Annotated in this window: 12 protein-coding genes and 2 pseudogenes; 4 read left to right on the plus strand and 10 right to left on the minus strand. The window is 70.7% G+C overall.

Translation table 11 applies throughout. The features are described from left to right. Positions 1-86: 86 nt before the first annotated feature. Positions 87-767, plus strand: coding sequence for a response regulator (locus ACFSKW_RS45205; RefSeq protein ID WP_379580793.1), 681 nt, complete (start codon positions 87-89; stop codon positions 765-767). A 90-nt stretch (positions 768-857) separates the two neighbouring features. On the opposite strand, the gene ACFSKW_RS45210 is transcribed toward ACFSKW_RS45205, so the two are convergent. The 3 genes from ACFSKW_RS45210 to ACFSKW_RS45220 all read right to left on the minus strand — a co-directional run bounded on the left by ACFSKW_RS45210 (position 858) and on the right by ACFSKW_RS45220 (position 5,553). Beyond that, positions 858-3,107 carry a prolyl oligopeptidase family serine peptidase gene (locus ACFSKW_RS45210; RefSeq protein WP_379580773.1) on the minus strand — a complete coding sequence of 750 codons (2,250 nt, stop codon included), beginning with the start codon at positions 3,105-3,107 and terminating at the stop codon, positions 858-860. 122 nt (positions 3,108-3,229) lie between these two features. After that, positions 3,230-3,565, minus strand: a complete 336-nt coding sequence (locus ACFSKW_RS45215) for a hypothetical protein (protein ID WP_379580774.1) — start codon at positions 3,563-3,565, stop codon at positions 3,230-3,232. 428 nt (positions 3,566-3,993) lie between these two features. Beyond that, a complete protein-coding gene (locus ACFSKW_RS45220; protein ID WP_379580775.1) occupies positions 3,994-5,553 on the minus strand; it encodes an alpha/beta fold hydrolase in 1,560 nt (519 codons plus the stop codon). 364 nt (positions 5,554-5,917) lie between these two features. Between ACFSKW_RS45220 and ACFSKW_RS45225 the strand changes: the two genes are divergently transcribed. Continuing rightward, positions 5,918-6,190, plus strand: a complete 273-nt coding sequence (locus ACFSKW_RS45225) for a DUF4158 domain-containing protein (RefSeq protein ID WP_379580776.1) — start codon at positions 5,918-5,920, stop codon at positions 6,188-6,190. A gap of 43 nt (positions 6,191-6,233) precedes the next feature. Here the strand turns inward: ACFSKW_RS45225 and ACFSKW_RS45230 are convergent. From ACFSKW_RS45230 to ACFSKW_RS45245, 4 genes and pseudogenes are all read right to left on the minus strand, one after another. Next, positions 6,234-6,335: pseudogene (locus ACFSKW_RS45230) on the minus strand (oxidoreductase); the annotation flags it as partial. Between the two features lie 13 nt (positions 6,336-6,348). After that, positions 6,349-6,597: pseudogene (locus ACFSKW_RS45235) on the minus strand (SDR family NAD(P)-dependent oxidoreductase); the annotation flags it as partial. Further along, complete coding sequence (locus ACFSKW_RS45240; RefSeq protein ID WP_379580777.1) at positions 6,594-6,830, minus strand: hypothetical protein; 237 nt, start codon at positions 6,828-6,830, stop codon at positions 6,594-6,596. The pseudogene ACFSKW_RS45235 and the gene ACFSKW_RS45240, both read right to left, overlap by 4 nt. 330 nt (positions 6,831-7,160) lie before the next feature. Next, positions 7,161-7,754 carry a Chromate resistance protein ChrB gene (locus ACFSKW_RS45245; RefSeq protein ID WP_379580778.1) on the minus strand — a complete coding sequence of 198 codons (594 nt, stop codon included), beginning with the start codon at positions 7,752-7,754 and terminating at the stop codon, positions 7,161-7,163. Between the two features lie 192 nt (positions 7,755-7,946). On the opposite strand from ACFSKW_RS45245, the gene ACFSKW_RS45250 reads away from it, so the two are divergent. Then, positions 7,947-8,108, plus strand: coding sequence for a helix-turn-helix domain-containing protein (locus tag ACFSKW_RS45250; RefSeq protein ID WP_379580779.1), 162 nt, complete (start codon positions 7,947-7,949; stop codon positions 8,106-8,108). A 144-nt stretch (positions 8,109-8,252) separates the two neighbouring features. On the opposite strand, the gene ACFSKW_RS45255 is transcribed toward ACFSKW_RS45250, so the two are convergent. After that, the gene (locus ACFSKW_RS45255) at positions 8,253-8,942 is read right to left on the minus strand and encodes a TetR/AcrR family transcriptional regulator C-terminal domain-containing protein (protein ID WP_379580780.1); all 690 of its coding nucleotides are present in this window, start codon (positions 8,940-8,942) and stop codon (positions 8,253-8,255) included. 133 nt (positions 8,943-9,075) lie between these two features. On the opposite strand from ACFSKW_RS45255, the gene ACFSKW_RS45260 reads away from it, so the two are divergent. Further along, positions 9,076-9,792, plus strand: coding sequence for a DUF4386 domain-containing protein (locus ACFSKW_RS45260; protein ID WP_379580781.1), 717 nt, complete (start codon positions 9,076-9,078; stop codon positions 9,790-9,792). A gap of 151 nt (positions 9,793-9,943) precedes the next feature. Here the strand turns inward: ACFSKW_RS45260 and ACFSKW_RS45265 are convergent, their stop codons facing one another. Beyond that, positions 9,944-11,227, minus strand: coding sequence for a tyrosine-type recombinase/integrase (locus ACFSKW_RS45265; protein WP_379580782.1), 1,284 nt, complete (start codon positions 11,225-11,227; stop codon positions 9,944-9,946). Positions 11,228-11,309: 82 nt separating this feature from the next. Further along, positions 11,310-12,376 (minus strand): hypothetical protein (locus ACFSKW_RS45270; RefSeq protein ID WP_379580783.1); only part of this gene is annotated, 1,067 nt, incomplete at its 5' end.

Here is a 12,376-nt window from a genome sequence, read left to right on the forward strand (position 1 = left end):
CGCGCGTTCGGCGGTGAACCGATCTCCCCGAACCAGCGAGGTCCAGGGTCTCAGGTGTCCAGTCCTCAGGGGGAACGCCCGTGGGCATGGCTGCCGTGGCCGAGGTGAACGCCGCGATCCGGGTTCTCATCGTGGATGACGACCCGCTGGTACGGGCCGGCCTGGCGGTGATCATCGGCGGTTCGCCCGAGCTGAGCGTGGTGGGCGAGGCGGCCTGCGGAGCCGAGGTGCCCGCCGCAGTGGAGGCCTACGCCCCGGACGTGGTGCTGATGGACATCCGCATGCCCGTGCTGGACGGCCTGGCCGCCACCGAGCTGCTGCGTGCCCGGCCCGACCCGCCCGAGGTCGTCGTGCTGACGACCTTCGACGCCGACGAGTACGTGCTGCGCGCCCTGCGCGCCGGGGCCAGCGGCTTCCTGCTCAAGCACACGCCGCCCGCCGAGATCCTGCGCGCGATCGTACGGGTGTCGGCCGGGGAGCCCATCTTGTCGCCGACGGTGACCCGCCAGTTGATCGCCCACGTCGCCGACACCGGCGCCGCCGCCCGGCGGCAGCACGCCGTACGCGTGCTGAGCCTGCTCAGCGAACGGGAACGGGAGGTGGCCGTCGCCGTGGGCCGGGGCAGGTCCAACGCCGAGATCAGCGGCGAGTTGTTCATGAGCATCGCGACCGTGAAGGCCCACATCTCGCGCATTCTCGACAAGCTCGACCTCAACAACCGCACCCAGATCGCCCTGCTCGCCCACGACGCCGGCCTGACCGGCTGAACCTCACCCCGGCGGCACCCTGACCCGAATGCCCAAATTGGCGGCTGGGGACACGTTCGGCTGCGACATGAGGTCGCACGTCGTGAGTGGTCACGAGAAGGGAGGCCCGGCGATGTCGGGACCGTGATCCAGGTCAGTGTCTGAGACCTGTCCCTGCTCTGGCGTGCGCTGCGGGTAACCGTGGGGTGCGGAGCCCGGATCGCCAGCTCGCCCACCAGGCGGTCGGGATGGAAGCTGAGCGTCACACGCAGGCCCGGATCGGCCGTCGGACGCGTGCAGGATGAAGGCCAGCACATCGGCGAGCAGTGCCTGCTCCTGGTCTCTGGTCGAGCCGGCGCCATGCCAGCCGTGCTCCTCGACGCGCATCAGCACCGGCCGGCTGGAGGCCGTGGCTGCCTGCAGGCGAGCAGCCAGCTTCGCCGGCTGCCACGGCGGCACCCGCGCGTCGCGCAGGCCGGCGGTCAGCAGCACCGCCGGGTACGGCACGCCGTCCCGAACCCGCAGGTAGGCGTCGATGATCAGCAGGGCACGCAGGCCCTCCTCAGTGGTGACGCTGCCGAACTCGGGCACGTTGATCGGCCCGCTCTCGGTGAACTCGTTGCGCGTGGCGTTCACCGTCGGCACGTGCATCGCCATGGCCGCCCACAGATCGGGGCGGCGCACCAGCGCGCCGCCGGTGGGGATGCCGCCGCTGCTGGCGCCCTCGGCAGCCAGCCGCCCCGGGCGGGTGTAGCCGAGGGCGATGAGATGCTCGGCGCAGTCGATGAAGTCCGTGATGGTGGCTTGCTTGCGCTCGCCGCGCCCGGCCTCGTGCCACTCGCGGCCGTAGGCGCCGCCGCCGCGCAGGTGCGCGACGGCGTAGACGCCGCCACGCTCGTACCAGGCGAGCATCTCGGGACGGAACTCCGGCAGGTCGATGAACCCGTGGGAGCCGTAGCCGGTGAGCACGGCCGGATTGTCGCCGTCCAGCTCCAGGTCCTTGTGGTGGATGACGGTGAGCGGGATCGGCGTCCCGTCCCTCGCGGGCACGTGCAGAGTACGGACGTGCACGTCGCCGTAGTCCACCGGTGAGCGGGGCGCCAGCCCGGTGTCCTGGAGGGACTGGCCGTCGTAGCGGTAGAGCCGCGGCGCGTCGGTCCAGCCGGCCACCAGCAGCAGGACTTCGGGCCGCGTCGGGTGGGTGGTCCACTCCAGGATCGCGCCGTCCACCGGCATCGGGAGGTCGGCGGGCTCGCCGCCGGACAGGGGTACGTGCCGTACCCGGCTGACGCCACCGTCGAGATCGCGCACCAGCAGCCGGTCGCCCACCACCCGCACCGACTCCACCGCCCGCTCACCCGCGGGCACGACCACCTGGGCTCGGGACAGATCGGGTACGGCAAGCGGAACGGCCAGCACGCGGGAGCGCGGCGCGTCCCGGTGGGAGACCAGATAGAGGGTGTCGTGGCTGGTGGCGAAGGTGGTCACGCCGTCGGCTGCGCCCGCGACCTTCCGCCACGGGCAGGTGGCCGGGTCGGCCAGCCCGGCGCGCGGCGCCACGTATATCGTGCAGTCGCTCAGCTGCTCACTGGTCCAGGGCCAGGGGCTGAGCGCGCCGTGGGAGACGATCGCCAGCATCCACTCGCCGTGCGGCGGCACCACCAGGAAAGGCCGGTCCCGCGGGGTCAGCTCGACGTGGGGGTTGAGCCCGCGTGCCAGCACCACCGTGTCCTGCGCCGGGTCGGCGCCCAGCTGATGCAGAAAGGAGCGGCTGTCCAAGCGGTGCTGCTCCACGTAGCGGTGATAGACGAACGACCGGCTGTCCTCCAGCCAGCTCAGGAAGGCGAAACGCGTCGTGGGCGGGATCGTCTCCCGGAGGGCTCCGGAGTCGGCGTCGATCACGTGGATGGAGCTGTCCTCCGACCCGGAGTCGGAGACGGCGCAGGCGACGTGGCGGCCGTCGGGGGAGGGCACGTACCAGTCGATGGCGTGGTGCCCGTCGCCGGGCACCGCGCTGGGGTCGAACAGGACCCTGCTCGCTCCGTCGGCCTCGGTCACCGTCAGCACCGGCACGCGGGCGTCCGGCTCGCGCACCAGGGCGAAGACCTTGTCGGCTGCCATCGCGAGGCCGAAGTACCGCGTGAGCGCGCTGCCCAGTTCGCGCATCCGGGTCAGCAGGCCGGCGCGGTGCGGCAGGGCGTCCAGGTGCTCGCGGGCGTGCCTGGCCTGGCCGTCCAGCCAGTGGTGGAACTCCTCGCCTTCGGTTTCCATCCACCGGTAGGGGTCTTCGAGTGTGATGCCGTGGAGGGTCTCGCGCACGACGTCCACCCGGGCGATCGGGGGTTCGGTGATGTCGCTCATATGCGCATGATCATATGCCGGAGATCCAGTGACTTATCGGACATTGGATCACGCGTCCCTCCGCCGGGCTCGCCGGACGGCCATGCCGAGTAAGCAACAGTCACGGCCTCTGACCAGCCCCATTAACCCTTTCCGGCGTAGGGTCGGCTGGCTCGCAGCTCGCGCAGGTCCGGGATGTGGTTGAAGAGCGTGCCGGGGCTCACGCCGAGCAGGCGCGCGATCGAGGTGATGGAGTGTTCTGGGTTGGGCAGCAGGTCCCGGGCCGCCCGCAGCAGTTCAGGCGTGACCACAGTGGGCCGGCCGCCGATCCGGCCGCGGGCCCGGGCGGCGGCCAGGCCCTCGCGGGTGCCGGCGACGATGAGTTCGCGGATGAACTCCGCCAGCGCGGCGAAGACGTCCGCTTCCTCACGCGGTCCCGTTCGTCGTTGAGTACGACGGACACTCGTGGCAGTGCTCATCGTGGCCGTTCTGAACAGGCGCTACGACCCGGCAGGCGAAGGGTTCATCTGGCAGCGGCTGCGCCACTCCTGGCAGACTCATCTGGGCGAGGACGGATGGTCGGCGGCGCCAGCTGGGTTGGCCTGGACGATCACCTCGATTCGATCCGGAAGCGCCTCCTCACTGATCGCGAAGACACAGCGCCACGCTCGGGCGGTTCGATGGAGGCCGGGAAATCTTCTGTTCTGGAGTTTTCTGATGCCCCTGCCATCCCAGCGGGGCCGTTCTTGAAACGGCTGGACTGAGGTTGACGGGATCCCGTCTGATCATCGCGATCAGGCGGGATCTTGTCGTTTCAGGGGTTTCCCGGCTTCGGCGGGCCCAACGTCGCCGCCAGGGCATGGGGCCAGGCGACCCGTGGCGGGTCGCCTGGCCCGGAAACCGGTGGTCAGCTCGGGATTGCGCTGCCCTCGCAGCCTCTGCCGATCCGGCCCGTCTCGAAGTACCGCACCACGTCGGCGGCGCACTCAGGCACCCGGGTGGTCGACACGTGCACGTCGTCGGCGACCGTGTAGACGGTGCCGCCGATGGCGCGTCGCGTCTGCAACGTCCAGTCGTAGACGGACATGAACTCGTACAGGTGCCCCGCCAGCACCAGAGACCCGCTACCCCTCTTCAACGTGGCCTGCTGCACCGGCAGCGGCCAGCCGGGACACATGACAGGCAGTCCCCAGGACCGGCCCGTCGCCGGATGGCGCTTCACGAGCTTCCGGTAGGCACGCCAGGCGGTGTCGAAACCGGCCCGGCTGCTGTCCTCGTTGCACGCGACGGCCAAGTTCATGGTCCTGTTAAGGGTTTCGGGCGCGCCGGGCACGGGCGTCCCCATCATCGGAGCGCCGAGCAGCTCCTTGACGGTGGGCGGGGCGGTGCTGCCCGTCGCCTTTCGCAGTTCGGCCATCGCCTTGCCCGCGCGCGCCCACTCGGTCGAGTTGCGCCTGGCCAGATCGGCGACGGCCGAGCCGTCGATGGGCCGCTGCAGGTCAGTGTAGGCCTTGGGGCTCTTGTCGTACGCGCGGACCAGCTTCGACACCTCCTCGCGCACCTGCCGGGCGGTGGCACCGAGACCGTAGGTCTGATCGCGGCGGGCCAGCCAGGCGGCCATGCGCCCGAAGTTACGCTCGGCCGCCTCCGCGCTGTCCTTGGCGTGCTCGTCGATACGGGTCCACGGGGGCGCCACGCTGTCCAGGAAGGCCCGCTCGGTGTGCTCGGGGAACAGGCTCCGGTACACCATGCCCAGGTAGGTGCCCCAGGAGAAGCCGAGGAGGTTGAGCGTGCGCTCACCCAGAGCGGTCCGCACGGAATCCAGGTCCTTGGCCACGTTGTCAGTGGTGAGCTGTCCGAGGAAGGCTGGGTCGGAGCTTCCGCACTTCTGGTTGGCGGCGAGCTGGGCGTCGTATATCTTCCTGGCCGCCTCCTCGGTCAGCGCGCCCGGTTCCTGCGGGCCTAACGGCGAGATGGGGCAGTCAACTTTGGTGCTGTAGCCCACCCCGCGGGGGTCGAAGCCGATGATGTCGTATCGCTCGTTGAGCTTGGCCATCTCCTCGTTCCTGAGCACGACCCGCAGGATCGGGTCCAGATATCCGCTGTTGCCCGGCCCTCCTGGCAGGATGGCGGTGGCGCCGAGCCGGTGGGCCTCGTCCGCGGCGGCCAGCCGGGTCACCGCGATGTCGATCTTCCGCCCGCTGGGGTCCTGATAATTCAGCGGGACGCTGACCGTCCCGCACTCCAGGCGCTTCATCAGGGTGCGGAAGGCCGGAATCTGCTCCTCCCTCACGCGCAGGCTCCGGATCACCTCGTCGGAGTAGACCGGACAGGATTTCCACTGGACGGACGACACGCCGGAGTTCGCGGTGGCGCTCGAGCCGGCATCGGCGGTGGCGCCTGCCAAGGAAGGATGCGCCACCAGCCCCGCCAGCGCCAGCGCCGTCAGAAATGTTCGGTACGTCATACGGACTATTGGCGGCCGTGGTGTGCTTAACCAAGGTAAAGAGCAGGCAGCGCTCCCTGGTGGAGGAGCTGTGGACGGACAGGATGATCTGCTGATGGGCGGTCATCGGAGTGTGGTCCCGTGGTCAGCAGAAGTGCTGGTAGGTGGCCGTGAGGGGGTGGGGGCGGTCACCCCGAGCCGGGGCAGGCCCACCCATCCCGGGCGATCACGGCGGCGGGGGTCCCGGTAGCAACGAAGAAATTTCCAACGAAGTACGGCCTGACCGGCGGGGACGGTTGCGTTTGACGGGTTGGTGATCACTGCCGCTACGTTCGTTCCGGTTTCGTCCGGTACGGCAGGTAGAGGTGGTGCATTGTCCGAGAGGATGTTCTCCGAGGAGCAGCTGGAGCAGCTGCGTTCGTTCTCGGAGATCACGAGTGATGAGTTGATCCGGTATTTCACGCCGACGGCGGCTGATCTGGCGTTCGTGAGTCCCGGTGGGCGGGGCCCGGTCGATCGGCTGGGCATGCTGGTCCAGCTCTGTGCGCTGCCCTGGCTCGGGTTCGCGCCCGACGATGTGGTCTCGGCCCCGCCGGCGGCGGTGGCTCGCCTGTCCGAGCGGCTGGGGGTGGGCCCGAATGCGGCACCTCGTACTTGATCGACAGGAAGACGCCTCTGGCGTTGGTGTGCTGGACGTCGGTCCAGTCTTCGAGGGTCATCTCGTGCAGGGGCGCCGTCTTGGTGATGCCGGCGTTGTTGAAGGCGATGTCCAGCCCTCCGAACGCGGCGACCGTCTCGTCCACGAAGCGCCGCAGTTTGGTCGGGGTCGCGGATGTCGGCCTGCTGGTAGCGGGCGGTGCCGCCGGCCGTGCGGATGTCCTGCTCGACCCGGCGGCCCAGCTCGGCGCGCCGCCCGCAGAAGCCGACCTTCGCGCCCTCGGCGGCGAAGGCCCTGGCTGTGGCCTCCCCGATGCCGGACGTGGCTCCGGTGATCAGGACGACCTTGCCGTCGAAGCGGCCACGCGGCGGGGCCGGGGGCGGTGCGCTGGTTGGCGTGTCGGTCAGGTACGGCGATCGCCGGGGTGCGCGGCAGCGGCGATCCCGGCGAACGCGGGCCGCTCCAGAGCGGGAGCCTTGGAGATGGTCGCCGGGTCCTCGAACAGCAGCACCCCTTCGGCCGGGTGGAACCCCTCTGCGACGCCCTCGGTCCGGATCAGGAGGCCGGCCTCGGTGAGGATGTGCCGCTGCCGCAGCAGCGACTGGGTCGCGGTGGACACGCGCGAGTAGACGATCCGCACCGAACGCTCCTCGAGGAAGGGGTAGGAACCTCTTCTACCTGTCGGGAAATCCTGTCGTCAATCCGAGGCCGCAATCAGGCGCCCGGAGCGGTGTTTCATCGCCCGGTGTCCGGTTTTCCGGGCTGTTCGGGGTTGGGTCGGCGGGGTGTCGGGAAATCACCTAATCCCGACAGGACGCCCGGACCTAGCGCCGCCCCCGCTACGAGTCAGTCGCGTTACATCGCTATCAGCAAGGTGACCGCCCCGCTGGACAGCTCTCCTTACGATGGCCCAGCGGGGCCGGATGACAGGTGGACGGTCATGATGAGGTGGCAGGATGTAAGCATGCCCTTACAGGCGGCTCAGGTCGATGGCCTCCGCCATGGCGTTCAGGCCGGCGTCGTTGGGGTGGAGCCAGTCGCCCTCTTGCCCGTCGCGGACGTTGAACTCCGGCCGCAACTGGTCAGGGTCGGTCGGCGAGCGCAGGGCCTGTTCGAAGTCGGCCACCGCGTCGTACTCGCCGCTGGTCCTGATCCAGGTGTTCACCTCGTCTCGGATCTGCTCCAAGGCGAACGGCTCCGGAGTCCCCTCCGGGTAGAGCCAGGGGTTGCCCTTGAACGGCATGATCGTGCCGCCCACGACTCGGATCCCTCGTGCGTGGGCGAGACGGATGAGCTCGCGGTGTCCGGCGACGATCTCGTCGGTGTCGGTCAGCCTCACGTGAAGGCAGCGGGCCTGGCCGCCTTGGGCGCGGACACGGGCCAGCAACCGGGTCACCGCTTTCGTGATGGGCGGCCGGTCTGGGAGCAGGCAGATCGACTGCTGAATGTAGATCGCGCCGAGTTTGCGCAGCTGCCGCCAGACGTGCACGCGGAGCGAGGCCACTGCGCCGGTGGAGATGCTCACCAGCAGCCAGTCACGATCCTCAACCTCGCTGCTGCTCATGTTACGAACGTAACATTCAGAAACTACGGAGCCAACATCTGGGACACGGGGTGCATGTCGGGGCTTGAGCAGCAGCCGAACGGCCAGTGGCGTTAGCGAGCCGTTGGGGTTCGGGTTATCGCCACTGGCCATTCGGTTGCGGGTGGTGCCGAGGGAATCGCCGCCGCCAGGCGCCGCGAAGCCACCGGCGCCATGCTGCCCGGCAAGAAGAAGACCGGCCGGCCGCGCGTCATCGGTCCCGTCGAGCTGGCCACACTACGCCGCCTGGTCGACGACGGCGTCTCGATCACCGAGGCTGCCCGGACCCTCAAAATCGGCCGCTCCACCGCCTACGCGGCCCTCGCGGGACGCTGACCAGCAGCTATCCCACCCGCATCTCGCTTCTGCCCTTCGGGGGCTACAGCAAGATCGTTCTCATCGATAACCGCTGTCCGCCGGTTCCTCAACCCCGGTCTTGGCGGGGCGGCGGCTGCCCCGCGCACCGGCGGGCGCATTGTGCTAGCCCCGGATGCGTTCGAGCCCGTCAAGGAGCAGGTCGAGGGTGAACTCGAACTCGACCTGGCTGTCGCACCAGCCCAGCGTCGGGTCGGGGACGTCGTGGGTCTCGGCCGCCGCCATCGCCATCAGGTGGGGCAGCGCCTCGACCATCGCGGCAAACTCCGCCTCCGCGACCTCGACGTCCATGCTCCCGCCCGCCGAGGCGGGGCTGAAGACCTCGGAAGCGAATCCGAGCGCCAGGCTGCCGAACGCGTGCAGCGCCCGGTGCGCAAGCCGGTAGGAGAACCCGCCGCTGATGAGCGTGGCCACGATCCCGTCGTAGTAGGCGTACACGCCGGCCGGGACGGTCGTGCGTGTGCCAAGGAGCCCGGGCGCCCACGGATGCCGGAGCATGACCTCACGCGCCGCAAGGAACCGCTGCCGCAGTCGGGTACGCCAGTCCTGGTCGGCCCCGGCGGCCTCGATGCGGCTGACCGCGGCGTCGATCTCACCGACGACGGCGTCGGCGAGGCCGTCGAGCAGGCCTTCCTTGCCGGGCAGGTGGTAGTACAGCGACATGGCCTCGATGCCGAGATCGGCGGCGAGGCGGCGCATCGTCAGCGCCTTGATCCCTTCCGCATCCGCCAGGGCGACCGCCGCCGCCAGCACCCGCTCGCGACTGAGTGGCTCCCGAAAGGTCTTCTCACCCATCCGTCTCCCGACCCTTGCCAGCACCTTACGTTGTATGGTTCCCTTACATCATAAGGCAAGGTCATCGGCGCCAGCCCGTCGGCCCCCCGAACGACGTCGTCGGTCACTGACGCACCAGAGGAAGGGGACCACGATGCACCCATTAATCCGCAGCGCCCGCACGACCGGGCTGCTCTACCTCGGCCTCGCCATCAGCGGCGTGCTCGGCTCCCTGCTCATCCGGTCGCGACTGTTCGTTGCCGACGACCCCACTGCGACGCTTGCCCGCCTGGTCGAGCACGAGTCGCTGGCGCGCACTGGCATCGCCGTCGAGCTGCTCGTCGTCCTGACCCAGGCGCTCACCGCCGTGTGGTTCTACCGCCTGTTCCGCACCGCGAACCCCGTCGCCGCCGGCAGCATCGCCGCCTTCGGCCTTGTCAACGCGGTCGCGATCCTCGCCAGCGCGGCGCTTCTCGCCAGCGCGGTCACGGTCGCGACCGATCCCATCGGTGACGCGGCAGCCACCGTCCAGCTCCTGTACGTCCTCAGCGGCGACCTGTGGGGAGTGGGCGCGCTGTTCTTCGGCCTGTGGCTCATCCCGATGGGCTGGTGCGTGCTGCGCTCGCGGTGGATGCCCCGGCCGTTGGGCTGGCTCCTCGTCGCGGGCGGCGTCGGCTACCTGCTGAGCGTGTTCGTCAGGTACCTCGCTCCCCAGGCGGGGGTCGCCGCCGACGCCCTGGTACTTCCCTCGACCGTAGGCGAGTTCTGGATGATCGGCTATCTGCTCGTGCGCGGCGTCAGCCCTCACGCGATCGACGAACTGCCGCACGATACGGCAGTCCCCCCGCTCCCTGCGCGATCCCGCGCCTGAACACCGGTGCGGGCGGCGTAAACGGCGGCCAGCATGAGGACCAGCCGAGCGGCTGGGGTGGTGGCGGCCTCGGTTGCCTGGTCGATGTCGTTGTGGTCAGTCGCTGGGCACCGCCGTAAGGGTGCTGGCCGACGCGGATGCCCCACCAAGGCTATGCCGACGGGACGGGGTGGAGGCGGCGGGCCACGACGGCGGCCGGCCGCCGTCCGGCCCGGTGGGCGGGGCTGCGGTCCAGCTGGTCGACGTGCAGGTAGGCCTGGGTGGTGCGCGGGTCGGCGTGGCCGAGCAGGGCCTGCACCACGTCGAGCGGTTCGCTGGCGTGCAGCAGCGTGGTGGCCACGCTGTGCCGGATGGCGTGCGGGGTGAGCGTGTGCGGGTCCGGGATGCCGGCGGCCCCTGCGAGCCGCTGCAGCAGGTCCAGGACGTAGGAGCGCTGCAGCCGGGCGCCGGTGCGGGTGACGAACAGCGGCCCGGGTGCCGCGCCCCGCTCGGCCAGGTAGGCGTCGAGCAGGGGACCGGTGGCATGGTCGTCGATGACGACCCGGTGGGGGTGGCCGCCCTTGGCGGGCAGGGTGAGAATCCGGTGGTCGCCGGCATACCCCAGGGCGTCCAGCTGGACGGCGGTCAGCTCACCGATGCGGCAGGCAGTAGCCTTGAGCACCGCGACGACGGCGGCGGTGCGGGCGGATTCGTGCGCGACCGCGCGGACGACCAGGTCGTCCAGCTGGGCCTCGGTGAGGTAGCGGCTCGGCTTGCCGGCGCGTTTGGGCAGGTCCATGCCCGCGAACGGGTTGCGCGCCGCGGCGTCGGCCCACTGCAGGTAGGCGTACCAGCTGGAGCAGGCCGACAGGCGGCGGGTGCCGGGGGCCAGGCCGGCGTGCCGCATCGCGGCGGCGTAGGTGTCGGCCTCGATGAAGGAGACGTCGCGCAGGTCCAGGCCTCGGACCTGGATCCACCACAGCCACCAGGAGACGTCGCGGATGTAGCCGTCCTGGGTGGCGGGGGAGGAGCGGCGTTCAGACAGCAGCCAGCCGCCGGTCGCGGCCAGCGCCACCTCGGCAGCGCCCGCGGTGCGCAGCAGCGTGGCCAGGCCGCTCGCGTCGCGGGCCGGCGGCGGCGTGCCCTTGGCCGGCAGCTGCACCGGAAGGGCGGCGAGCGGGATCAGCTCGGCGAAGTCGTCGGCGTCCTCGTCCGGCGCGGCTCGCGGCCGGTCGAGCAGGATGATCCCGGACGCGGTGAGGGCGTCCAGCTCACGTGCCGCGCCGGTCGCGGGCGCGGCGAGGCTCTGGAGCGGCTCGGCCGGCTCGGTGCTCATCGCGCGCCCCTGGCCGGGGGGCGCCGCGGCGCGGCGGGTGGGGGCGGCAGGATTGCCGCCGGTGGCGTCGGCGTCAGGGGCGGTGATGGGCGTGCGGCCGAGCCCGGCCGATCTGGTCACGACCGGCTCGACCGGAAGCCGTCGATCAGCCCGATCACCGCGGCCGCCGGTGGTGCCGGTCGCACTGTCCCCACGAAGGCGGTCAGTCATCGGGGTCTCCGGGGCGGGGTGCGCGAACGAGGAGCGGGCCGAGGTCGACACGGCTCACCAGGGTCGGCAGGTCCAGCCCGCCGGCCGGGGTGCGGGGGTAGGTCGCGGGCCAGCTGCAGTCGTCAAGGTGGGCCGGGCCGACGAATTCCTCGCCGATCGGCGGGCCCAGATCCGATCGTGCGGGGCGCATCTCGACCCCGACCGGCAGCACGGCACGGATCGCCGCCGCGTAGGAGTCGGCCACGAAGGTCAGCGCGCCGGGGTCGTCCGCGATCCATCGGCAGGCCGGATCGCCGGTGCGCGCCTGGCGCTCGACGGTAGCGGCGATGCTGTCCTCGCCGTTGCAGCGGTGCGGGCCGCCGGTGACGTTAAACCAGAAGCCGTACGTGGTGCGGGACGCCGTGCATTGCCCGGTGACCGGGTCGAGCGGGCAGGAGCACTCCCAGCCGTCGACGGTCGGTCTCATACACGTGACCACACGTTCGTCCCCGAGCGTGGCCAGGTGCGCGGCGGCGGTGGCCGTTTCCTGCCACGCCTGCCCCGCTGCCCGGTCCCCCTGTGCCCGGTGCAGGGCGAGGCGGGCGGTGGAGAACCGGCGGTGCGCCGCCACCGGCTCCGCATCGTTGCGATGGAGCATGACGAAGCCGAGGGCGGCCTCGTCCAAGAATGCCAGCCCGCCGTCGACCGGCAGATGCGGAGGTGGTGGCACCTGCCCGACCGCAGTCAGCAACTGCGCGAACTCGGCGGCGACCCAGACACGCCGGCAGGCCGCCGAGCAGGCCACCGCCGCGGCGGTCGCGCTCGCTCGCACCGAGGCCGAACGCGACGCCGCGCGGCGCGAAGCGGAGACAACCCGCGCCGAACTCGCGGCCATCAGACAGGAGCCAGCGCATCGACTCGCCCAGGGCGCCGGAGAGGAGCCGGGGCCGGCCACCGCCGATACGGAGCGTCCGTCATGAGCCCCGGCAGCGGGGCCGACGCCGTAGCAGGCCAGCCGGGCCGGGCAGCAGGCGGTGATGACGGTGGTGATCTGGGTGTTCTGGTCATCGATCTCTGCGG

It is taken from the genome of Nonomuraea mangrovi, assembly GCF_042681425.1.
Classification (GTDB): Bacteria; Actinomycetota; Actinomycetes; order Streptosporangiales; family Streptosporangiaceae; genus Nonomuraea; species Nonomuraea mangrovi.

Coding starts and splice junctions, on each gene's coding strand:
- ACFSKW_RS45205 (WP_379580793.1), top strand. CDS start 87: ATGGCTGCCGTGGCCGAGGTGAACGCCGCGATCCGGGTTCTCATCGTG.
- ACFSKW_RS45210 (WP_379580773.1), bottom strand. CDS start 3,107: ATGAGCGACATCACCGAACCCCCGATCGCCCGGGTGGACGTCGTGCGC.
- ACFSKW_RS45215 (WP_379580774.1), bottom strand. CDS start 3,565: ATGAGCACTGCCACGAGTGTCCGTCGTACTCAACGACGAACGGGACCG.
- ACFSKW_RS45220 (WP_379580775.1), bottom strand. CDS start 5,553: ATGACGTACCGAACATTTCTGACGGCGCTGGCGCTGGCGGGGCTGGTG.
- ACFSKW_RS45225 (WP_379580776.1), top strand. CDS start 5,918: ATGTTCTCCGAGGAGCAGCTGGAGCAGCTGCGTTCGTTCTCGGAGATC.
- ACFSKW_RS45245 (WP_379580778.1), bottom strand. CDS start 7,754: ATGAGCAGCAGCGAGGTTGAGGATCGTGACTGGCTGCTGGTGAGCATC.
- ACFSKW_RS45250 (WP_379580779.1), top strand. CDS start 7,947: ATGCTGCCCGGCAAGAAGAAGACCGGCCGGCCGCGCGTCATCGGTCCC.
- ACFSKW_RS45255 (WP_379580780.1), bottom strand. CDS start 8,942: ATGGGTGAGAAGACCTTTCGGGAGCCACTCAGTCGCGAGCGGGTGCTG.
- ACFSKW_RS45260 (WP_379580781.1), top strand. CDS start 9,076: ATGCACCCATTAATCCGCAGCGCCCGCACGACCGGGCTGCTCTACCTC.